General features: G+C 69.2%; 18 protein-coding genes. 3 read left to right on the forward strand and 15 right to left on the reverse strand.

Annotation, left to right across the window (positions count from 1 at the left end; genetic code table 11):
- Positions 1-9: 9 nt before the first annotated feature.
- Positions 10-1,038 carry an iron-siderophore ABC transporter substrate-binding protein gene (locus ABD648_RS10570; RefSeq protein WP_282214912.1) on the reverse strand — a complete coding sequence of 343 codons (1,029 nt, stop codon included), beginning with the start codon at positions 1,036-1,038 and terminating at the stop codon, positions 10-12.
- Between the two features lie 644 nt (positions 1,039-1,682).
- Here ABD648_RS10570 and ABD648_RS10575 point away from each other — a divergent pair.
- Entirely contained in the window at positions 1,683-2,570 is an 888-nt protein-coding gene (locus ABD648_RS10575) for a hypothetical protein (RefSeq protein WP_282214913.1), read from the forward strand.
- 70 nt (positions 2,571-2,640) lie between these two features.
- On the opposite strand, the gene ABD648_RS10580 is transcribed toward ABD648_RS10575, so the two are convergent.
- The 7 genes from ABD648_RS10580 to ABD648_RS10610 form a co-directional block, all read right to left on the reverse strand.
- Positions 2,641-2,844 carry a cold-shock protein gene (locus ABD648_RS10580; protein ID WP_017831237.1) on the reverse strand — a complete coding sequence of 68 codons (204 nt, stop codon included), beginning with the start codon at positions 2,842-2,844 and terminating at the stop codon, positions 2,641-2,643.
- A gap of 75 nt (positions 2,845-2,919) precedes the next feature.
- A complete protein-coding gene (locus tag ABD648_RS10585; protein WP_282214914.1) occupies positions 2,920-5,799 on the reverse strand; it encodes a helix-turn-helix transcriptional regulator in 2,880 nt (959 codons plus the stop codon).
- Between the two features lie 95 nt (positions 5,800-5,894).
- Entirely contained in the window at positions 5,895-6,194 is a 300-nt protein-coding gene (locus tag ABD648_RS10590) for a hypothetical protein (protein WP_282214915.1), read from the reverse strand.
- A gap of 163 nt (positions 6,195-6,357) precedes the next feature.
- Positions 6,358-6,813 (reverse strand): SRPBCC family protein, encoded by a 456-nt coding sequence (locus tag ABD648_RS10595; protein ID WP_282214916.1) that lies wholly within the window; start codon positions 6,811-6,813, stop codon positions 6,358-6,360.
- Between the two features lie 111 nt (positions 6,814-6,924).
- A complete protein-coding gene (locus ABD648_RS10600) occupies positions 6,925-8,121 on the reverse strand; it encodes a PucR family transcriptional regulator (RefSeq protein WP_282214917.1) in 1,197 nt (398 codons plus the stop codon).
- Between the two features lie 65 nt (positions 8,122-8,186).
- Positions 8,187-9,425, reverse strand: coding sequence for a metal-dependent hydrolase family protein (locus tag ABD648_RS10605; protein WP_282214918.1), 1,239 nt, complete (start codon positions 9,423-9,425; stop codon positions 8,187-8,189).
- Positions 9,425-10,894 carry a peptide MFS transporter gene (locus tag ABD648_RS10610; RefSeq protein WP_282214919.1) on the reverse strand — a complete coding sequence of 490 codons (1,470 nt, stop codon included), beginning with the start codon at positions 10,892-10,894 and terminating at the stop codon, positions 9,425-9,427. Before ABD648_RS10610 ends, ABD648_RS10605 begins: the two co-directional genes overlap by 1 nt.
- A gap of 160 nt (positions 10,895-11,054) precedes the next feature.
- Between ABD648_RS10610 and ABD648_RS10615 the strand changes: the two genes are divergently transcribed.
- The gene (locus ABD648_RS10615) at positions 11,055-12,245 is read left to right on the forward strand and encodes a M24 family metallopeptidase (protein ID WP_282214920.1); all 1,191 of its coding nucleotides are present in this window, start codon (positions 11,055-11,057) and stop codon (positions 12,243-12,245) included.
- Positions 12,242-13,144: an alpha/beta fold hydrolase gene (locus ABD648_RS10620; RefSeq protein ID WP_282214921.1), complete on the forward strand. Its 903-nt coding sequence runs from the start codon at positions 12,242-12,244 to the stop codon at positions 13,142-13,144. The genes ABD648_RS10615 and ABD648_RS10620 overlap by 4 nt, the downstream gene beginning before the upstream one ends.
- Here the strand turns inward: ABD648_RS10620 and ABD648_RS10625 are convergent.
- The 7 genes from ABD648_RS10625 to ABD648_RS10655 all read right to left on the reverse strand — a co-directional run bounded on the left by ABD648_RS10625 (position 13,107) and on the right by ABD648_RS10655 (position 20,922).
- The gene (locus ABD648_RS10625; RefSeq protein ID WP_282214922.1) at positions 13,107-14,654 is read right to left on the reverse strand and encodes a hydantoinase/oxoprolinase N-terminal domain-containing protein; all 1,548 of its coding nucleotides are present in this window, start codon (positions 14,652-14,654) and stop codon (positions 13,107-13,109) included. The genes ABD648_RS10620 and ABD648_RS10625 overlap by 38 nt on opposite strands.
- Positions 14,654-15,805: an S-methyl thiohydantoin desulfurase family protein gene (locus ABD648_RS10630; protein ID WP_282214923.1), complete on the reverse strand. Its 1,152-nt coding sequence runs from the start codon at positions 15,803-15,805 to the stop codon at positions 14,654-14,656. Before ABD648_RS10630 ends, ABD648_RS10625 begins: the two co-directional genes overlap by 1 nt.
- The gene (locus ABD648_RS10635; RefSeq protein ID WP_282214924.1) at positions 15,802-17,163 is read right to left on the reverse strand and encodes a cytosine permease; all 1,362 of its coding nucleotides are present in this window, start codon (positions 17,161-17,163) and stop codon (positions 15,802-15,804) included. The genes ABD648_RS10630 and ABD648_RS10635 overlap by 4 nt, the downstream gene beginning before the upstream one ends.
- Positions 17,164-17,249: 86 nt before the next feature.
- Positions 17,250-17,828: a TetR/AcrR family transcriptional regulator gene (locus tag ABD648_RS10640; RefSeq protein ID WP_282214925.1), complete on the reverse strand. Its 579-nt coding sequence runs from the start codon at positions 17,826-17,828 to the stop codon at positions 17,250-17,252.
- An 87-nt stretch (positions 17,829-17,915) separates the two neighbouring features.
- A complete protein-coding gene (locus tag ABD648_RS10645; RefSeq protein WP_282214926.1) occupies positions 17,916-19,187 on the reverse strand; it encodes a Gfo/Idh/MocA family protein in 1,272 nt (423 codons plus the stop codon).
- The gene (locus tag ABD648_RS10650) at positions 19,184-20,002 is read right to left on the reverse strand and encodes a carbohydrate ABC transporter permease (RefSeq protein WP_282214927.1); all 819 of its coding nucleotides are present in this window, start codon (positions 20,000-20,002) and stop codon (positions 19,184-19,186) included. The genes ABD648_RS10645 and ABD648_RS10650 overlap by 4 nt, the downstream gene beginning before the upstream one ends.
- On the reverse strand, positions 19,999-20,922 hold the full coding sequence (locus ABD648_RS10655; protein WP_282214928.1) for a carbohydrate ABC transporter permease: 924 nt from the start codon (positions 20,920-20,922) through the stop codon (positions 19,999-20,001). The genes ABD648_RS10650 and ABD648_RS10655 overlap by 4 nt, the downstream gene beginning before the upstream one ends.

Raw genomic sequence — 20,922 nt, forward strand, 5'->3', positions numbered from 1 at the left:
AGCGGTCGATCAGTTGGCGGCGAGCGGTTCTGCCAGCACGGCGAGGTAGTCCGCGAGACCCCACGGGATCGACAGCGGGGACGGGTTCGCGGATGCCGCCAGCGGCGTGGCATCGCCCAGCACGGCGATGCGGCCCTCGGCGATGGCCGGGATCTTCGACAGCAGCGGGTCGGCCTGCAGCAGCGCGACGATCGACTCGTCGCCGTAGGTCACGAAGACGTCGACGTCGGCGAACTTCTCCGCCTCCTCCGAGCTGACCGTGAGGTAGAACTCCTTGCTGTCGGCGTTCTCTTCGACGATGGCCGGCACCGGAAGGCCGATGTCGTGCAGGAAGCCGGGGCGCGTGTCGATCTTCGTGTAGTACCCGATCTGGCTGAGGTCGGCCGGATCGATGTAGGCGAAGAGGAGCTTCTTGTCCTTCAGCACGCTGTTCGCCTCGAGCGCGGCGGCGGACTGCTCGCGGAGGTCTTCGATCAGCGCCTCCCCCTCGTCGGCGAGGCCGAGAGCGGTGGCATCCAGGGTGATCATGTCTTCGACCGAGGTGCCCCAGGCGACCTCGGGGTAGGCGACGACCGGAGCGATCTTGGACAGCTGGTCGTACTCCTCCTCGGTGAGGCCGGAGTACGCCGCGAGGATCACGTCGGGACGGGTGTCGGCGATCGCCTCGTAGTCGAGGCCGTCGTCGTTGTTGAAGAGCACGGGCGTCTCGGCGTCCAGCTCCTCGAGCTTCTCCTCGACCCACGGCAGCACGCCGTTGTCGTCGTCATCGCCCCAGGTGGCTGCGGCCATGCCGACCGGCACGATGCCCAGGGCGAGGGGCACCTCGTGGTTCGCCCACGCGATCGTCGCGACGCGCTCGGGCTTCTTCTCGATGGTGGTCTCGCCGTAGACGTGCTCCACCGTGACGGGGAACGCATCGTCCGATGCCGGGTTGCCGCCGGCGGAGGCGGTCGACTCGGGGGCGTTGGACGAGCACGCGACGAGGCCGACGGCGAGCGCGGCCGCGGCGCCGATGGCGAGGAGACGGGAGGTGCGCACAGGCGTTCCCTTCGGGTTCGGGATGAGGGGGGTCGGCGCGGGATCCGCGTCGAGGCTTTGGTAAGCCTGGCCTAATCTAACAGAAAGTTAGGCAAGCCTCAGTCCCGGTGACGCGGAGGCGCCGGCAGGCACGCAGGTCGCCCCGGGCAGCGAACAGAGGCGGAGCGAACGCTCCGCCTCTGTTCTGTGCAGGGGTCCGAGGGAGGACCTCGGTCCGTGAGGGACGGAGCGAAAGCACCCTCTGCACCCGAAACACCGACCACGAGGATCGATGTGCGGTCGTGGTCGAGCCGCTGCTTCGGAGCCGACACCGACCGCGGGGCGAATGTACCAAGCAGTGGTTCACACTCGACGACCTCGACTGCGAACACCAGTCCTCTCCGCTCGGGCGGGCGGACCTCCCCGAAGCCTCCAACCCGCGATCTGCACACATGGCCGCGCGGGATGTGTGAACGGGCCCTTGCTAGCGTCGTTGTACTGGCTTGTCAGGGGACTCGGCGGGCCAGATCGCGATGTCGCGAGGGGGACCGGCGCTGGGGCGCAGTGTGTGGGGCCGCTGGGGGGTTGCCCCACACACACGGTTCGTATTCGCGCACCCGGTATGCTCACTGCACTGGATACCACTGCGGGAGAGAGCATCGACGATGTCCGCCAGGAACCCTGAGCCGCCGGACGACACCGGCTCCGGATCGACCGCGTTCGCGTCGACCCTCCGCAATGCCCTCCTGTCGCGGGGGATCCCCTTGCGCCGACTCCAGCAGCGCCTCCGTGATCGCGGCTACGAGGTCAGCGTCTCCACGATCTCCATGTGGCAGTCCGGTGCCCGGCGTCCGGAACGCGACACGTCACTCGATGTCATCCGGGAGCTCGAGGCCATCCTGCTCCTCGATGACGGACAGCTCGCCGACACCCTGGGGCCCTCTCGGCGGGTCGGGCCGGATCGGCACGAGAGCTTCGCCTCCCTTCAGGAACTCGAAGCGAACCCCTTCACGGAGGAGCCTGCCGCCGAACTGTTCGAGCGCTCCGGCTCGGTCGGCGTCCACGTCGACGCCGAGAGCAAGGTCCGCCGTGTGGTCAACCGCACGCTCTGGCAGGCACGCCGCGACGGAGCCCGGGACGCCGTGATCTTCTTCGGACTGAACCCGTCGGAGCCCGTCCCGCCCGACGTCCGCGGACTGCTCGGCTGCAATCTGGTCGACGTCAGCGCGGATCTCGACCAGGATCTCGTGCGAGCGACCCTCCGGCTGCATTCGCCTCTGAAGCAGGGGGAGCTGGCCATCACGGAGCGAGAGTCGACCGGTCACGTCCCCACGGAGCCGGAGTACGAGTTCACGCTGGTCGCGCCGCGTCGGCAGGCAGAGGTGCTGCTGCACGTGCACTTCGACCCCGCGCATCTCCCTCATCGCTGCCGAGTCCTCGTCGAGTCCGCCAGCGGCACGACCACGCATGCGGTGATGTTGAACGGGGACTGCGCGACGCATGCCGAGTTCAACTTCGGCCCCGGTCAGGTCACCATGGAATGGGAGTGGTAGACGGCCCCTGACAGACGAAAAACCGGCCGGCCCCCGAAGGGACCGGCCGGCTCAGGAAGTCAGCGCGCGCTCAGAGAGCGCGGATGTTCGCCGCCTGCATGCCCTTGGGGCCACGCTCAGCGTCGAATTCGACCTTCTGGTTCTCGCGGAGCTCCTTGAAACCGGAGCCGGCGATAGCCGAGTAGTGGGCGAAAAGGTCGTCCGAGCCGTCATCGGGAGCGATGAAGCCGAAGCCCTTTTCCGCGTTGAACCATTTCACAGTGCCAGTGGCCATGTGTTTCTACTTTCTATTTGACTTAGCCGTTTGCACGGCCTACGCGGAATCGGAACATCCGACACGCGCGCTTGCTCACGGTACCACGGCTGGCTGACGTGCAGCAGAGAACGTCGGATTCTGCTGTGCAAGAGCCGCCTCGGTGCGGGTGCCGACACCGAGCTTGCGCAGCACGGCCGACACGTGGACGCTCACCGTCTTGACGCTGATGAACAGCCGCTCGCCGATCTGACGGTTGCTCAGTCCCTCGGCGATCAGCTCGAGCACCTGTCGTTCCCGGGCGGTGAGCAGGTCGGCGTCCGTCGCGGCCGGAGAGGTACTGAGCCCCGCCGCGTCGGCGAAGGCCGCGACGGACCGCTGCAGCTGCGCGTGCCCGAGGCGCTCGGCGATGTCGGCGGCCTCGGCGAGCACCGGGGCGGCCGCGGTGCGGTCCCCGTCGCGTACGCGGAGGCGTGCCAGCTCGAGCCGCGCGGCGGCACGGAAGGTCACCGGCACGTCGTCGCCGTCGGCGAGCGCGACCGCGGCGACGAGTCCGTCTCGCGTGGGCTCCAGGAATGCGTGCAGGATGTCGGACCAGGCCGTGGCGCGCAGCTCGGCCGTCTGGGCCGCCCACGCCGCACGGATCGTCTCGACCGCGCCCTCGACGTCTTCGCCGGCCGCGCGCAGCTCGGCGATGATCCATCCGGACTGCAGCAGGATCCGGCGTTGGTGGAGCAACGTCGGCCCCTCGTCGGCCAGCATCGCGAGGACCACGTCGAGAGCTCCCCGCAGATCGCCGGCGCTCTCGGCCACCGAGACCTGCATCACGGTGACGTCGTACCAGATCTGCCGTTCGACGGTCCCTGTCTCGCGGAACGACGGCAGCGATTCGAGGAGCAGCTCGGCGGCCTCCTCGTGTCGTCCGCGCCAGGAGAGCACCCGGACACGCGTCATCGTGGTGTACATCCGGAACACGCGCAGCGTGCTCTGAGCGAGTTCACGGGTGAGCATCTCCTCGACCCTCTCGATCTCGCCGAGCTCCAGCAGCGGCACCGCCATGTTCTGGGTCATCACCGACCCGGACGTCCGTTCGACGCCGTAGGTGCGCGAGCGTGCCAGCCCCTCTTCGGCCAGCTCCACAGCCTCGCGGTAGCGGCCGAGCAGCGTGAGCAGGTCGGAGTAGTTCACCCGGTACTTCAACTCGGCGGTCGATCCACGGCCGAGAGTCCTCGCCAGCTCGTACTCGTGGAACCCCTCCTCGACGCGGCCCTGATGCGAAAGCGAAGCGCCACGGACGTTCGCGGCGATCGACGCCTCGTCGTCTGAGCCCGCGCGGCGGGCGATCTCGCCGGCCTCGACACCGAGCCGGAAGCTCAGATCGAGGTGACCGGCGATCATATGCCGGCTCGCGAGTGTGTTCAGGATCGTCGCTCGAAGCCGGTCATCGTCCGCGCGATCGCCGAGCACGGCCAGCGACTCCTGCAGCAGAGGGATGGATCCGGGGCGCCCCAGGTTCATCGTGTAATACGCCTTGTCGCGCAGCAGGCGCGCGTGCAGGCGCTGGTCGACGGTCATCGGATCGAGCTCGCCGAGCGCCAGGTTGACGACCGAGAGCGCACGCTCACCATCGCCCGCGTTGCGGAGGACCGACCCGAGCATCAGCAGGAGGTCGAGGCGCTCGATGCCCGCGGCATCCGGTGCATCCGGCACCTGCGGCCACAGCTCCAGGACCAGTTCCCCGAAGCGGGCGGCGCTCGCGAAGGCGTAGCGCGCCTTCGCGTGGCGCATCGCGTGCGCCGCGGCGATGAGAGCGCGACGGTCGTCCTGCGCGAGCTGCCAGTGATACGCCAGGGCCGCGGCGTCGCCGCTGTCGGTGCCCGCGCACTCGGCTTCGAGCGACTCGGCATAGGCGCGGTGCAGCCGCGCGCGCTCCCCCGGGAGCAGATCGTCGTGCACGGCCTCGCGCAGCAGCGCGTGCCGGAAACGGTAGTCATCGTCGACGACGACGAGGATGCCGCTGCGCATCGCCTCGCGCATCGCCTCGTCGAGACGCTGCTCGGGCAGATCGACCAGGCGGATGACCAGCGGATGCGTCAGCGGACGCTCCGCTCCGGACACGACCTGCACGATATGGCGCGCGTCGTCTCCGAGCCTGTCGAACCGGGCGAGCAGAAGGTCTCGGAGACTCTCAGGCAGGGGTCCATCCGAGCAGCAGGCCAGCTCCTCGATGAAGAACGGCACGCCTTCTGCGCGCTCCTGCATGCGATCGAGAGCGCTCTCGCTGATCACGCGCCCGGTGAGCTGCTCGGCGAGCAGCCGCGTGGCGTCTCCGTCGAGCCGGGACAGAGGGAGCCGTTCGAGCAGTCGCGAGCGAGTGGCCTCGCCGATGAAGCGGCTCACCGCATCGCCGCGGCGCACGTCGTCGGTGCGGCACGTGATCAGCAACAGGATGCGACCGCGGCTGAGGGCGCGAAGCAGGAAGGAGAGGATGGCGAGAGTGGACTCGTCGGCCCAGTGCAGGTCTTCCACGACGAGCACCTGGGGAGCGGCCTCCGATGCCGCCTCGATGAGTGAGGCGATCGCGTCCCGGAGACGCTCCGGACTGGTGCGCTCACGCTCGGTCGGACCGGATGCCAGCTCGGGGAGCAGCATCCCGAGCGCATCGGCGCCGACGCCGACCGACTCGCGGACGCGCTCGATCCCCATGCGGGTCACGATCGACCGGAGGATGCCGGTGAGGGGCCCGTACGGCGTGCGCGATGCGCCGAGGTCGAGGCACCATCCGACGTGCACGTCGGATGTGCGGTCGATCTCGGCGCCGAACTCCCGGAGCAGCCGCGACTTGCCGATTCCGGCCTCTCCCTCGACCAGGAGGGCGGCGGGGACGCCGTCGCGTGCGACGTCGAACAGGCGGCGCACCTCGGCCAGGTCGGCGTCGCGGCCGACCATCACGACGCTCGGAGCGGACGAAGGCATGGGAACATCGTCCCACTCCCCGGGGACATCCGGGGTCGCCTCTGCTTCCGGCAGAGACCGTGGGGTTCCGCTCGCGGCGAGGTCGGCCGGGAACGTCATCGGGCTGTCGCGGTCGCCGGCTCGCATCCGACTCGGACGCAGTCGTCGACGGTGCTCGCCTTCGGGGCGCGCACGTTTCCCGTCCGCGCGCTCGGCGTGGCCGGCAGGGCCGAGCGCGACGCGGCATCCGTTCGACCGCCGACGATCCGGCGCAGCATCCGACGCATCGCTCCCGCCGGACGCGGCACGATCTGATCGGCGTGCTCCTGAAGGAAGCGACGCCGCTCGGCGGCGCGCACGACCTGCTCCTGCTCGAAGGTGGTGACCTGGTGGCTGAGATACGGGTGCTCGAACATGATTTCTCCTCGGCGGTTCGCTGTATCCCTACACTCCGCTCTGAGGTGCACCGGGCGGATCGGGCGGATGCCCTATCTTTCGGATGCCGATGCCTAGATGCGCACAGAAAGGGGCCCGGATGCAGCGGGAAGCTGCATCCGGGCCCCGAGCCCGCCAAGGCGGTCAGGCCTTCACGTCACCGCGCCAGGCACCGGTCTCGGCGCCTCGGCTCTCGATGAACTCCTTGAAGTTCTTCAGGTCCTTCTTGACCGCGTGCGAGCCGGCTCCGACGAGGGAGCCGAGCTTCTCGAGAAGCCCCTCGGGCTCCCAGTCGATCTGCACCGTGACACGCGTGGACGTCTCGGTGAGCTTGTGGAACGTCACGGCTCCGGCGTGCTCCGTCTCGCCCCCGGTGCTCGTCCATGCGACGCGCTCGTCGGGGTGCTGCTCGGTGATCTCGGCGTCGAACTCGCGCTCGATGCCGCCGACCTTGACCTTCCAGTGGGTGTGGGTGTCGCCGGTCTGCGTGATCGACTCGACCTCGTCGAGGAACTTCGGGAAGTTCTCGAACTGGGTCCACTGGTTGTAGGCGACGTTGACGGGAACGTCGACGTCGATGGTCTCGATGATCTGCACCATGTGATGCTCCTCACTGCTCGTCGTTCGTGTCCCTCCATTCAGCAGGCAGCGACGAGGAAGGGCGACGGGGTTGACAGCGGTGGCCGAGGAGCCCGTTCGCACGGCATCCGGTCAGATGCGGAACCATCGCTGACGCAGCCACGCTCCGACCACGAAGCGGGCGGCTTCGTCTTCGATGTCGATCCCGATCGTTTCGGCTGCGCGACGCAGGCGGTAGTGCACGGTCGCCCGATGTACGCCGAGGTGGTCGGCCATCTCGGCGACGCGAGCTCCATGGGCCAGGTAGGCCTCGAACAGCGCGATGGTCTCCGGCGGAGCTTCGGCGAGTCGGCGGAGCGGCTCGGGGAGGAGGTGCGGAGGAGGTTCGTCCGCAAGCAGGACCGCCGTCGACGCGGCGATCGGATCCGCCCCCCAGGACGCCGATCTGCTCCCCCGCGACCGTGCCACCCGCACCGCGACCAGGGCCTGCTCGTAGGACTCCCACACGTCGGCGAGCGCATCCACCGACGCCCCGACGCCGAGCACGGCACCGAGCGGCTCCTGCACGTCGGCCGCATCGGTCTCCCGGATGACGGCCGCCACCACGCTCTGGATGGCCTCGAGGGTCGGCTCGTTGCGGAAGCCGATCAGGAGCAGCGTCTCGGGCATCGTCGGCACGAAACTGTAGGCATCGATCATCGGCGTCGTGATCGCGCGGAGCAGGGCGTGCGAGATCACCTCGCGGGGTGGCGGACCGCCCCAGGGGGACCATTCGGCATCGAGCGAAAGGCACATCGCCACGAATCGGCGCGACCGGGTGAACATGCCGAGGTCGACGAGCTCGTCAGCCGCGCGACCTCGACTCACCGCGTCCGGGGTGAGCAGGCCGAGCATCTCGGACTCGACCTCGGCGTTCACGGCCTCGATCGACTGCGAGATGTTGACCAGCAGGGCGCGGAGCGTCTCGGCGGTCTCGATGACGAGCTGGGCCTCGCCGGGCGTGAGCGGGGCGACGAGGGTGATCCAGAGGAATCCGAGCACGCCGTACCGGGACCGCAGCGTCAGGACGAGGCGCGGATGCTCGAGCCCCCACGCCGGATCGGCTTCGAGCACGCGGGGCACGAGCTGCGCGTGCAGCCGTCGCGCCCTCAGCTCGGCACCGAGGGCCTCGGTCGGTCGCCGGGACGTGAGGGTCTCCAGCCTCGCCGGGTCGAGATCGTCGTAGTGCGCGCTGCTCGCCAGGAGGACCCACTCGGGGTCCTCGAGCACCACGGATCGGCGCAGCGACATCGCCAGCCGATCGACGGTCTCCTGCACGGTGTCGAACATCGGGCCTCCGCTACCTGACCGGCGAGACGCCTCCGATCCTACGCCGCGGCCCTCCTCCGCCGGCGTCACACGACGAGCGCCCCACCCTTGAGCACCGCCGCGACATCGCAGAAGCGCTCGATCCGGTCGAGATGCGCACCGCGGACGGCGACGAGGTCGGCGAATCGGCCGGGAGCGATCGCCCCGATGTCGGCGGATCGCCCGAGGCAGTCGGCCGCGACCGTGGTCGCGGACTGGAGTGCCTGCATGGGCGTCATCCCCCACTCGACGAACTCGGCCAGCTGTCCGGCATTGCGACCGTGCGGGAAGACGATGGCATCCGTCCCGTAGGCGATCCGCACGCCCGCCTCGATCGCGAGTCGGACGGCTGCGCGCGCCGATGCGCCGACGGTCTGCGTCTTCTCGAGCACGCCGGACGGGTAGTCCTCCCGTTCACCGTGCTCTTCGACCCACTGCAGCAGGTACGTCGTCGGCACGTAATAGGTGCCGTGCTCGAGCATCGCCGACATCGCGGCGTCTCCCAGAAGAGTGCCGTGCTCGATGGTGCGGACTCCGGCGCGGATCGCTCGCAGTGCTCCTTCCTCGCCGTGCGCATGCGCCGCGACGAAGAGCCCGTTCAGAGCCGCCTCCTCGACGCAGGCCCTCAGCTCGGCCTCGGTGTATTCGGGCGCGCCGGGAATGGTGCCGGTGGCGTACACCGCGCCCGTCGCGATGATCTTGATCACGTCCGCGCCACGGTGTGCGATGCGACGCACAGCCGACCGCACTTCGTCGACGGAATCGGCCACGCCGAAGCGGTACGCCTGCGGGAGCTCGATGTCGAGAGCGAGATCGGTGATCTCGCCGCCACCTGATGAGCAGGTGACGTACGCTCCCGCGCACACCATGCGCGGACCCTCGCAGATGCCGGAGTCGATCGCGTCGCGGAGGTCGACGTCGACGAAGGCGCGGAAGCTGCCCACATCGCGCACGGTGGTGAACCCGGCCCGCAGGGTGGCCCGTGCGTTCCGAACTCCGAGCAGCGCATCGCGGGCGGGCGATCCCGTCAGGTACGGGCTGTAGCTGCCGCGCTCGAGTTCTCCGATGAGGTGCGTGTGCAGGTCGATCAGTCCCGGCGCGACGAGGTGGTCGCGGAGATCGAGTACCTCATCGCCACCCCCGTGTCGCGCCGACGACCACGGCTCGACCGCGGCGATACGCTCGCCGTCGATCACGATGGCGTGGTCGGTGAGAACCTCACCGGTGAGCACGTCGGCGACGGCGCCGGCACGAATGGTCCTGGTGGCGAGCGGTGCAGCGGTCATCAGACGACCTCTCCTTCTTGTGTGGTGACGAGACGCCTGCCGAAGGCGAGCCGCACGACGATCATGGTTACGGCGACGACGACCCCGACGACGGCGAAGACGGCGAAGTAGCCGGTCTCGTTCTCGCCGGGGACGAACCCGTCACCCGCGATGCCGGCCGCGGCGATGCCCATGGCGGCGGCGAGATAGTGCACGGACAGCATGCGCGTCTCGAATCCTGCGGGTGCCACGGCGCTCGCCAGCGAGAGACCGGAGGGTGAGACCACGACATCCGAGGCGCCGAACACGAAGACGATGAAGACGAGCACGATGATGGGCGTCAGCTCGCCGGAGCCGGAGGCGACGGCGAGCCATCCCATCGCGAGCGCGCAGCCGGCAAAGGCCACGGCGAACTTGACGGCGAGGGACGGCTGGCGTTCCCCCAATGCCCCCCATACGGCGGCGAGGATCGGGGCGAAGATGATGGTGCACAGCGGCGCGATGCCGAGCACGGTCGATGGTGGGAGCTCGACTCCGAAGATGACCCGATCGGTGCTGGCCTCGGAATGGATCGCCACGGTCGTGTAGAGCTGCTGGTACAGCATCGCGAACACGGCGGTCGCGCCGAAGAAGGGCAGGTACCGCAGCACGCGCCGTTTGTGTTCGCGATCCAGATCCGCCCCGGTGAACAGCTTGACGAACATGCCGACGGCGAGGACGAACGCCCCCAAGCCCACGACCGTCGCCGGGTTGATTCCCGCCGCGACGGTGCCGATGACGGCGGCGACCGAGACGGCCGCCGCGAGGATGGGCCAGGCGAGCGCCCAGCCGTGGACGCCGTCCCCCGAGACGACCGGTGCTGTCGCCTCGGTCGAGCGCCGGAAGGGCAGGTAGATCAGCAGCCCGATCAGGATCGCGACGGCGGAGGCGAAGAAGCCGATCCGGAAGCCGAACTCGGCCTGGACCACTCCGGTCAACGTGATGCCGACGAGCGCGCCGCCCGCGCTGCCGAGGTAATAGACGGTGAAGCCGGACTCCCGCTTCGATTCGTGCGCGTTGAGGGTGCCCCCGATCACGGCGCCTTCGCTCACCCACATCGAGGCTGCCCCGAACGCGATGGCGATGAGGCCGATCGCGAGCCCCAGCTCGCCCGGCACGAAAGCCAGCACCAGATAACCGGCGAGCGCGAGCACCGCGCCCCACCGCAGCCCGCGGCCGGCGCCGAGCACGTTGTCGGCGAGCCAGCCCATGAAGATCGTCGCGAGGAAGGTCGCGGCACTGTAGGTCGACACGATGGCGATCGCGACCGAGGGCGAGAGCTCCAGGCCCCCTTCACTCGCGGCGAAATAGACGTAGTAGACCAGGATCGTCTGCATGCCGTAGAAGGCGAGGGCATCGAATCCGGCGAAACCCGCGACGGGGTACAGCGTGCGTGGAAGGCCGAAGAAGGTGCGCCCGGGCGGGGCTTCGGGTGGGCTGCTGACGGTCATGGCGTCTCCATGGGGGCAGGGATGCCGCAACGCGGCTTCGGGTTGTCGAGAGTCAATCCGATCGCAGCGCTCCGTGGTTTCGACGGATGCGGAATTCCGTGATCAGAAATGCGACGGGCGTCGCACTCACTCGACGCGGTAAACCGGTGACGATGGTCGGATGAGCAACGACGCAGATCTGCCCTTCACGCGAGAAGAGTACGCCGACCGCCTGCAGCGCATGCGGCGCGCGATGGCCGACGCCGACGTCACGGTCGCCATCCTCACCGCCCCCGACACCATGGCCTGGCTCACCGGCTATCGCGTGCGCTGGTATCGGCAGCACACGTCGACGTCGATGCCACCGGCGCAGTGCATCGTGGTGCATGTCGAGGAGGGCAGCCCGTTCATCATCGATGCCGGCTACCACGACGAGCTCGCGCGGACCGCGACCGTGCTCGATGACGTGCGCACACTCCCCTCGTCGTCGGAGATGCACGAGGCGTCGCTCGACGACTACGTGAGCTTCCTCGCCGACCAGCTCCGACCGTGGGCCGGCTCCCGCGTCGGGATGGAGCGGTGGAGCTGCATCCCGAGCCCCGCGGTCGCCGACGTCGTCGACGCCATGCTCGAGGAGCTCGGATGCCGCATCGTCGACGTCACCGTGCCCTTCCGCGGCATCCGGCGTCTGAAGAGCCCCGCCGAGATCCGCAAGATCGAACAGGCGCAGGCCGCGGCCGATGCCGGAGTCCGCGCGATCCTCGCGGAGGCGACTCCCGAGACCTCCGAGCTCGAGGCGTGGGGCATCTACTCCCTGGGAATGGTGCGCGCGGGTGGCGAGCCCGCGGCGCTGCACGAGACCGTCGCCGCCGGATCGTCGGTCTCCGCACTGCACCGCCTCAGCGGCCGCGCACTCCTGGGATCGGGGCCGGTGGTGCATCCCGATGTCGCCTCGTCGGTCGACGGCTACCACGCCAGGGCCACCCGCCCCCTGATGTTCGGGCGGGTCTCCGATGAGAGCCGCCGCCAGGTGGCCATCGCCGCGGGAGCCTACGACGTCGTGCAGCAGCACGGCGTGGTCGGTGCGCCGTGGCAGCAGTTGATCGATGCGCTGCGCACCTACTTCGCCGAGAGCGGGGCGCCCGGCGCCGGCTCGGCCGCGTACGAACTCGGACTCTCCGTCGCTCCCACCGACTTCGTCGGGGAATTCACCTGGGGGATGGACGACGAGAGGGACGACGTCATCGAGGCGGGCCTCGTCACCAACTTCGAGTCGTGGACCTCGCTGATCCTCGTCGACACCGTCGTGTTCGAGGAGACGGGTCCGCGGTTCCTCTCCACGCTTCCGCGCGACGTGCTGGAGTTCGCATGACCGCGTCGCCGTGGAATCGGCAGTTCGATCTGCAGACCTCAGCCGGCTCGATCCGCGTGCGCGAATGGGGCGACCCGGATGGGCCTCTCGTCGTTTTCCATCACGGGACGCCGAGCAGTTCGGTCGCGGTGCCCGGAGGGTGGATGGGGCCGACGGCCGCCGGGGTGAGGCTCTGCTCCTACGATCGACCCGGCTACGGCGGATCAGACAGCGTCCCGGGGCGCACCGTCGCCGATGCCGCTGAGTGGAGCAGGAGCATCGCCGACGTTTGCGGCGCGGAGCGGTTCGCGGTGAAGGGCACCTCGGGTGGAGGGCCGCACGCGGTTGCGACGGCAGCCCTCCTGCCGGAGAGGGTGAGCGCCCTGTGCGTCGACGTCGGTCTCGGCCCTGCCATGTTCGGGTTCGATGCGGCGACCGGGATGGTGGCCGAGACCGTCGCCGAGATCGATGCCGCGCGCCGAGGCGAGATCGCGCTGTGGGCGCATCTGACCTCGCTCGGAGACGGCACGGACGCGCTGGCCGACTGGTTCGAAAGATTGCCGCCCAGCGATCGCGAAGTGCTCGGCCGTGATCAGGTGCAGCATGAGGAAGCCGTCGAGGCGACCGAATGGGCTGCACACGGCATCGACGGCTGGGTCGACGACGACCTCGCGCTGTTCGCCCGCCCCTGGGCGTTCGACCCCGCCGCCGTCCTGGCGCCCACCAGGCTCGTCTACGGCGGGGCCGATGTGCTCGTTCCCGTGTCGCACGGCGAGGCATGGCTCGCACTGCTCCCGCACGCCGAGCTGCAGATCGTGCCCGGTGGCGGCCACTGGCTGCGCGATCACGAGATCGAGGCGCTCCGCTGGTGCGCCTCCGCGATCACGCCGCCAGTCGCCCCACCGCTCTCGCGCGGATGAGCACCGCGGTGCCGTCGGAGTAGGCGACGGGGAGCTCCTCGACCGCCACCACCTCGATCGTGTCGGGGTCGGCACCGGCGAGCCGGGCCCGGTCGGTCGCCTCGGCCGCGGCATCCGCTCGGGACGCACGACGGTCCGAAGGATCGGCGCGGTAGATCTTCTCGATCTGACCCGCGACCTCGCCGAGCGCGGCTCCGACGGCGTTCGCCGCACCGAAGTGGTCCGGTCGGATCAGCGAGGACACCCCGTCGAGCTCGGCCGGAGCGATGATCCCTCCGCCACCGACGAGGATCACCGGGACCGGCGCCGCGTTCGGCTTCATCCGGTCGATCGAGTCCTCGAGGATCGCGCGCATCGCGGTCCATGCCGCCGCACCGCGCTCGGGGTCGACGGTCGGCGTCGCCAGCCCGGCGATCTCCGCACCCCCGAAGGCGAGGGCGATGTCGGTGGCCGTGAGGGTCGCGCCGCCGAACGCGAGGCTCTCCTGCGGCAGACGGTAGCCGACGCTGTCGGGCCCGACGGTCACCCCGTCGCCGGATGGACGGATGATCGTGCCGCCGCCGAGACCGACCGAGAGCACGTCGGGCATCCGGAAGTTCGTGCGGATGCCGCCGATCTCCACGGCGTGCGCGGACTGCCGCGGGAAACCGTCGACGAGCACGCCGATGTCGGTCGTCGTGCCGCCGATGTCGACGACGAGGGCGTCGGTCGCCCCGGAGAGATGCGCCGCCCCGCGGATGGAGTTCGTCGGACCGCAGCCGATCGTCAGCACCGGGAACTCCAGCGCGTACTCGAGCTGCATGAGCGTGCCGTCGTTCTGACCGAAGTACGGGGTCGCCGGGATACCCCGAGCACGAAGCGCGGCGACGAAGCCGCGGGCCATCTGCGTCAGCGTCTGCATCAGGGCCGCGTTGAGGACGGTCGCGTTCTCACGCTCCAGAAGTCCGAGCGAGCCGATGCGCGCCGACCGCGACACCGGCAGGCCGAGTTCGTCCGCGACGATCTCGGCGACGCGCTCCTCCTGGCTCTCGTCGATGGGCGAGAACACGCCGACGACGGCCACGGCGTCGACCTCACCGCGCATGCGATCGCACGCCTCGCGCACGGCCTGCTCGTCGATCGGCGCCAGCAGGCGGCCGTCGACCTCGAATCCGCCGGGCAGCAGGTACGCATGATCGCCGATCGCGCGCCGCAGGTCGTCGGGCCAGCCCTCGAGCGGCGGAACGGCCGTCGTCGCCGGAGCTCCGAGTCGCAGGATGCCGACGCGCCCCAGCCCGCGGCGCTCGACAATGGCGTTGGTGCAGTGCGTGGTGCCGAGCATCGCGTGCGACACGAGAGCAGGGTCGACACCGGATGCCGCGAGCACGGCGTCGATCGCATCGGCGACCCCGTCTCCGGTGTCGCGCGTCGTGGGCCGCTTCACGGAGGCCACGACGGCGAGACGGTCGTCGAGGATCACGGCATCCGTGTTCGTTCCCCCGACATCGATCCCGATACGGTAACCGGCCATCAGGCAGCCTTCCCCTCGGTGGTCCGCGCGCTGTCCGGAAGCGCACGGCGCTCGCGCGGGATGTCTTCGACGGGGACCCAGTCGACGTCGTACCCGAAGTGCGCGGGCCCCGCCGTGAGGAGCCCCATCGGCGTGCGCCACTTCTCATGACAGGGGATCGCGATCACCGCGACGCGCGCGCCGTAGCGGAGCGACTCTGTCGTGATCGGCATCCCGGTGGCGAGGTCGAGCACAGAGATGAGGTCGGGCGTCACCGCGGCGAGCGCTCCATCACGGCGGGCCAGCAGCATCTCGTTCTGGAAGTCGAGGCGGAACGCGCTCCCCCGGTCGGCTCCGACACCATCGAGCTCGGCCGCCCCGCGGGTGAAGCCACCGTCGACCGCCCGCTGCAGGTCGGCGACCTTGCCCTCGAACAGGCGCACCGCGTCGAGGTCGGCGCACAGGGCGTCGATGCGCTCGTCATCGCGGAGCTCTCTGCCGGCGGCATCCCGTCCGCGCAGGATGCGCCCGATGCGCTTCGCCAGGGTGAGTGTGCCGGGGATCGCACACTCGCGCACGACGTCGCCACCGTAGGCGTAGTCGATCATCGTCGCCCCGCCGCCCATCTCGACGGTCACGGCGCGGGCGATGCGCTCCGACCACGCGCCGTCGACGGGACGGCTGACGACCTCGTTGCCGTGGTGGTCGACCATCACGGTGGCACCGGGGCCGTAGCCCGCGAGGTGGAAGGTCACCATCTGCGCCTCGGGGAAGGCTCGGCCCATGGCGTCGCCGTCGACCACGGGGAGCCCCGCGAGGGCGGCCGTGGCGATCGGGATCATGGAGTTGCCGCCGCCGACCTCGATCGGCATCACCGCCGTGGGGCGGCGACCGACCGCGCGCTCGATGGCGGCGAGAGCCGCGAGCAGCTCGGATTCGGCCTGGATGCGTTCGACGCTCACCGAGGGGGCGCCGATGCCGCCGATCGGGATGACGAAGTCGTCGTCGGTCAGGTCGTCGACCCCTCGCAGCGCGACCGGACCGTGCAGGCGGATGAGGCGCTTCGCCATCAGCGAGCCGACGTGCGGATCTCCGCCGCCACCCGTACCCAGCACCGCGGCGCCGAGGGCGATCTCGTCGATGTCCGCCTCTGTCAGCTGCGCGCCGGTCATGCGCTCACTCCATCGTCGAGGCGAGCGGGGTCGTCGAGACGCGAGGGCTCCGCCGAGGCGGGAGCGGATGCCGCGGCATCCGGCTCCACCTTGCGACGCAGCGGCACCAGCGCGAGGTAGACGAGGAAGCCGACGATCAGACCGTCGAGTGCGGAGATCGTGGTGAGGGTGAACCACCCGAAGCCCGGCCCGTCGGCGGGATTCGTCGTGGCCACCGCCACGAGGATGCCGACCACCCAGGCCGCGATCGACCAGCCGTCGGCCGTGGGGACCGCGGCTCCGTGCGCCCAGCGCGGACCGCGGCGGCCGGTGAAGAACGCCGCGAGGTAGACGCCGCCGTACGGCGCGATGATGATGCCGATCACGAGGATGAAGGGCACGAAGTAGTCGGCGGCGCCGATCACTCCGATGATGATGCCGATGACGCCGAGCACGGCGGTGACCATGCGGCGGTCGAACCGCTTGCTGATCGCGGCGAACGAGAGCCCGGCCGAGTAGAGGTTCGTGGTGTTGGTCGTCCACTGCGCGAGGATCAGCACGACCACGGCGACGCCGCCGAGACCGAGCGCGAAGAAGATGGCCATGAGCTCGGTGCCGTCCATGATCCGCGCCAGCAGGATCGAGACGACGATGATGATCGAGTTGCCGAAGAAGAATCCGACGAAACCGGCGATCATCGCCTGCTTCGGCGTGCGGGCCCAGCGGGCCATGTCGGGTGCGAGCACCACGCCCAGGATGAAGATGCCCATGACGAGCGAGACGGCGCCGCCGAACGTGATCGTCTGCTCGACGGGAGCGTCGAGCCCGGACGCCCCGTTCACGGCGAACGCGACGATGACCCCGACCAGCAGGAGCAGGAGGAGCAGCGGCACGGCCAGGGCGCTCAGACGGTTGATGGCGCGGTAGCCCCAGAACGCGGTGAGCGCCATGAGGACGGCGCCGACGCCCGTGAAGATCTGCACGGGGACATCGATGCCGGTGAACTCGGCGAACGCGATCTGTGCGTTCGCGCCGAAGAATCCGGCCTGCACGGCGAACCAGCCGATCAGGCTGACGGAGATGGCGAGGGCGAGGATCGCGCCGCCGACCTTCCCGAAGACCGCCCTCGAGATCATGGCGCTGCTGAGCCCTGTCGACGCGCCGACGTAGGCGCACCCCATGGCGAGCAGCCCCAGCAGGAGCGAGCCCAGCACGGTGGCGGCGATCGCGGGCCAGAACGCCATGCCGGAGGCCAGTGCGACACCCAGGAAGGCGCCGGAGAGATCGATGCCTATCGCGATCCAGACAGTCGCGATCGACAGCCAGCTCTTGCGCTGGTCCTGGGGCACGACGCCGTGCTCGTAGTCGGTGGTGGTCATCATCTGCTCTTTCAGGAGTAGCCGTGCGGGGCCGTCCGCGGGATTCGGGTTCCCAAGATGCGGAGGGCCCCGCAGGGCGGGCTTGTTCAGCGGGAGAGGATCGTGGCGAGGTGACGCCAGGCCTGCTCGAAGCGCTCGCCGTACACTTCGGGTGCGTAGTGCGTGAGCTGCAGGAAGAGGCCGTCCATGAAGACGAAGACGAGCGCGATGAAACCGTCGGCGTCTCCGTCGATGAAGCTTCCGGAGGCGACGCCGTCGTCGTAGGTCTGGCGCACGGCGGCGGCGAGCTTCGATTCCGAGTCGAGGAAGATCTCGCGCAGCTGCCGGCCGGCCGGGCCGTACTCCGTGACGGCGGCGCGCAGACTGAACTCGGCCAGGTCGGGGCGGTCGCGGTAGTACGCCTCGATGCCGCCGAGCAGGTGGCGCAGGCGGGCCAGTGGCTCGAGTTCGCCGCTGCTGCGAGCCAGATCGTCGAAGAACGCCGTGTGCTCGATGGCGACCTCGGCGTACACCGCCTGGTACAGCGCCTCCTTGCTGGAGAAGTGCGCGTAGAGGGAGGGCGTCTTGATGCCGACGGCCTCGGCGATCTCGCGCAGGCTCGCCTCGGCGTAGCCCTGGCGCGCGAAGATCGTGCGGGCCTCGGCGAGGATCGTTGCTCGGGTCATGATTGCCTAACGACTATTAGTTAGGCAGAGAGTATCCCCGGTTCTCGGTATCGCGCAAGACCCCTGAGCTACGCGGCCAATCTCTCGTCAGTGCAGAGGAGCAGGGATGGGCACCACGGCGTTGCTCCTCCGCGCCTCCTCAGCGAGCCAGACGATCCGGTGCGTCGCCAGGCTCTCCTGTGGTCCGGACAACAGGCCGGAACGGTCGCCGGTGCGCACCGCCTCGAGGAACGCCTCGACGAGTGCGTCATCCGCGCCCCCATGCCCGTCGGCCGCGCTCGCGTTGCCTCGGGACTCGGGGACGACGTCGTACTTCTCGTCCCGAGCGAAATCGTGCACCACGAAACCACGTCCGTCGCCCTCGATGCTGCCGTCGGTCCCGAACAGACGCGTTTTGCGGAAGTCGAGTTCTGTGAACGCCGTGACGGTGAAGGATGCCGTCACTCCGCCCTGGTACTCGATGTTGACGACCTGGTGATCCACGACGTCGTTCTGACCGTCGAAGACGCAGCGTCCGTACGGACCTTCGCGTAGCGCGCGGTCCACGCCCTCCGCGGAGACGTCCGTCGTCAGCACGGCGAGCGGCCAGCGCTCGAATGTCTCGTCGCCGAGGAAGCCGCGATAGATCCGTGTCGCGGAGTACGCGCAGGTGTTCTGCAGCGGGCAGTCGAGGCAGCGGTCGGTGGCGCCGACGGGCTTGCTCTCCGGCCGGAAGTGCAGCAGGCTCCCGAAAGAAGAGACGCGTTCCGCCGGGAGACCGATGATGTAGGACAGCCAATCGATGTCATGACTGCTCTTGGTGAGCAGCATCGGACCGGAATCGGCCTCTCGCGCCCAGTTCCCGCGGACGTAGGAGTGAGCGAAGTGCCACCACCCGATCGGCTCCAGATGCTCGACAGAGACCAGACGACCGATCACACCGTCGTCCAGCAGCCGCTTGAGCGTGCGCGAATAGCCCGAGTACCGCATCACGTGACACACCGCGAGCATGACACCCGCGGATTCGGCGGCCTCGACGATTCGGGCGGACTCCTCCTCGGTCGGCGCGATCGGCTTCTCCAACAACAGGTGATAGCCGGCGCTGGCGAGACCGATCGCGGGGTCGGCATGCAGACGATCGGGAGTGGACACGACTGCCGCGTCGGCGACTCGCTCGCCTTGCGCGACGATGTCCTCCCACGTCGCGAAGCACTCGATCCGCTGCCCGGCGAACTCGGCCAGGAAGGCGTCTCGTCGCGATCGGTCGGGCTCGACGACCGCCGTGATGGCCGCGCCCTGTGCCACCGCGCGCCGCGCATAGCCGGTCCCCCGCGATCCGGCCCCGATCACAGCGAGGCGGACGGGATTCGAGAGGGTCATTTGAGTGCTCCTTGGACGAGGCCGGCGACGAACTTGCGCTGGAAGATGAAGTAGAGGATCACGATCGGAGCGATCACGATGATCGTTCCTGCCGCCAGGAGGGGGATGTTCTCGCCGTACTGCTGCACGAACGTCCCCAGACCGGACGGTGCCGTGCGCCGGGAGGGATCACGGATGAGGATGAGCGCGAGCAGGAACTGGTTCCACGCCCACATGAACGTCAGCAGGGCGTAGGTGATGATCGCGGGCTTGGCCCCCGGAACGAGGATCTGCACCAGCGTGCGGAACCGGCCGGCGCCGTCGAGTTGGGCGGCTTCGATCAACTCCGTCGGGACGGACTCGAAGTGCGTGCGCATCCAGAAGATCCCGAAGGGCATGAACGCGCCCGCCAGCGGGAGGATGACCGCCCAGTAGGTGTCGATCAGACCCGTCGATCGCATGGCGAAGTAGAGCGGGATGACGATCGCCTCGTAGGGGAGCGTGAGTCCCGCCAGAAAGAACGCGAAGAGGAACCCCTTCGCCGGCATCCGCATCGTGCCCATCGCGTAGCCGGCGAGCGTGGCGCAGACCACGGAGACAGGCACGACGACGAGGGCGATGATCGCGCTGGAGGCGAGCAGCGAACCGAATCCGGCCATGCTCCACGCCGTCGCGAAGTTGCTCCATTGCGGATCGGTCGGCCAGGTGAGCGTCGGCGCCAGGGTGTCGGCCGGCTGCAGCGCAGCCGAGACGAGCGCGAAGAAAGGCACGATGACGCTGAGCACTGCGACCAGAAGGAACGCAGCGGACAGGATGCGGGAGCCGGCGGATCTCATGCGCCTCGCCTTCCGATTCGGCCGATCACGGCGACGAAGACGAGGATGATCGCGCTCAGCACGGTGGCCAGCGCACATGCGAGCCCGACTTCGTTCGAGGTGAAGACGAGCTTGTAGATCAGCACGCCGGGGACGATGGTCTGGTAGCCGGGACCGCCTCCGGTCGTCACGTAGACGATGTCGAAGCTCGCGAGTGCGGAGATGAGGGTGACGGTGACGGCCACGACGATCTCCGCCCGCACCCCGGGAACCGTGACATGCCAGAACTGGCGCACCGGGCCGCAGCGGTCGAGACGTGCGGCTTCGTAGAGCGAGGGATCGATCTTCTGGATGCCGGCGAGCAGGAGCATCATGCACAGTCCGGTCGTCACCCAGGTGCCGATCACGCCGACCGCGGGATACGCCCAGGTGAAGTCGCCGAGCCACGCCCTGGCCACATCTCCCAACCCCACAGCACGCAGCACCTGATTGATGGGCCCGTCTGCCGCATACAGGTAGCGCCACACGACGCCGACGGCGACGAGAGGCAGGATCTGCGGAAGGAAGAGCACCGTCCGCACGAATCCCGATCCGCGGCGCGGACGCGCCGCGATCACCGCGGCGACGAGAAGCCCGAGGATGACCGGGAAGACCGTGTAGAACACGATGAAGCCGAGACCGTTGCGCAGTGCCACGACGAGCCGCTCGTCGGTGGCGACCTTGATGTAGTTCTCGAACCCGGCCCAGGTCGCGGCCCCGATGCCGTCCCACTCCCAGAAGGAGAGCCAGACGCTCTGGACCCACGGCGCGATCGTGAAGGTCCCGTAGAAGACGAAGGCGGGAACCAGGTAGAGCAGTGAGCTCCAGCCCCGTCGCGTCCGCCGGGAGGAGCCGGTCACACGACCGGACTCCCCCCGTGTGCGGGTCAGCGGTTCGGTCAT

This window comes from Microbacterium luteolum, assembly GCF_039533965.1.
Classification (GTDB): Bacteria; Actinomycetota; Actinomycetes; order Actinomycetales; family Microbacteriaceae; genus Microbacterium; species Microbacterium luteolum.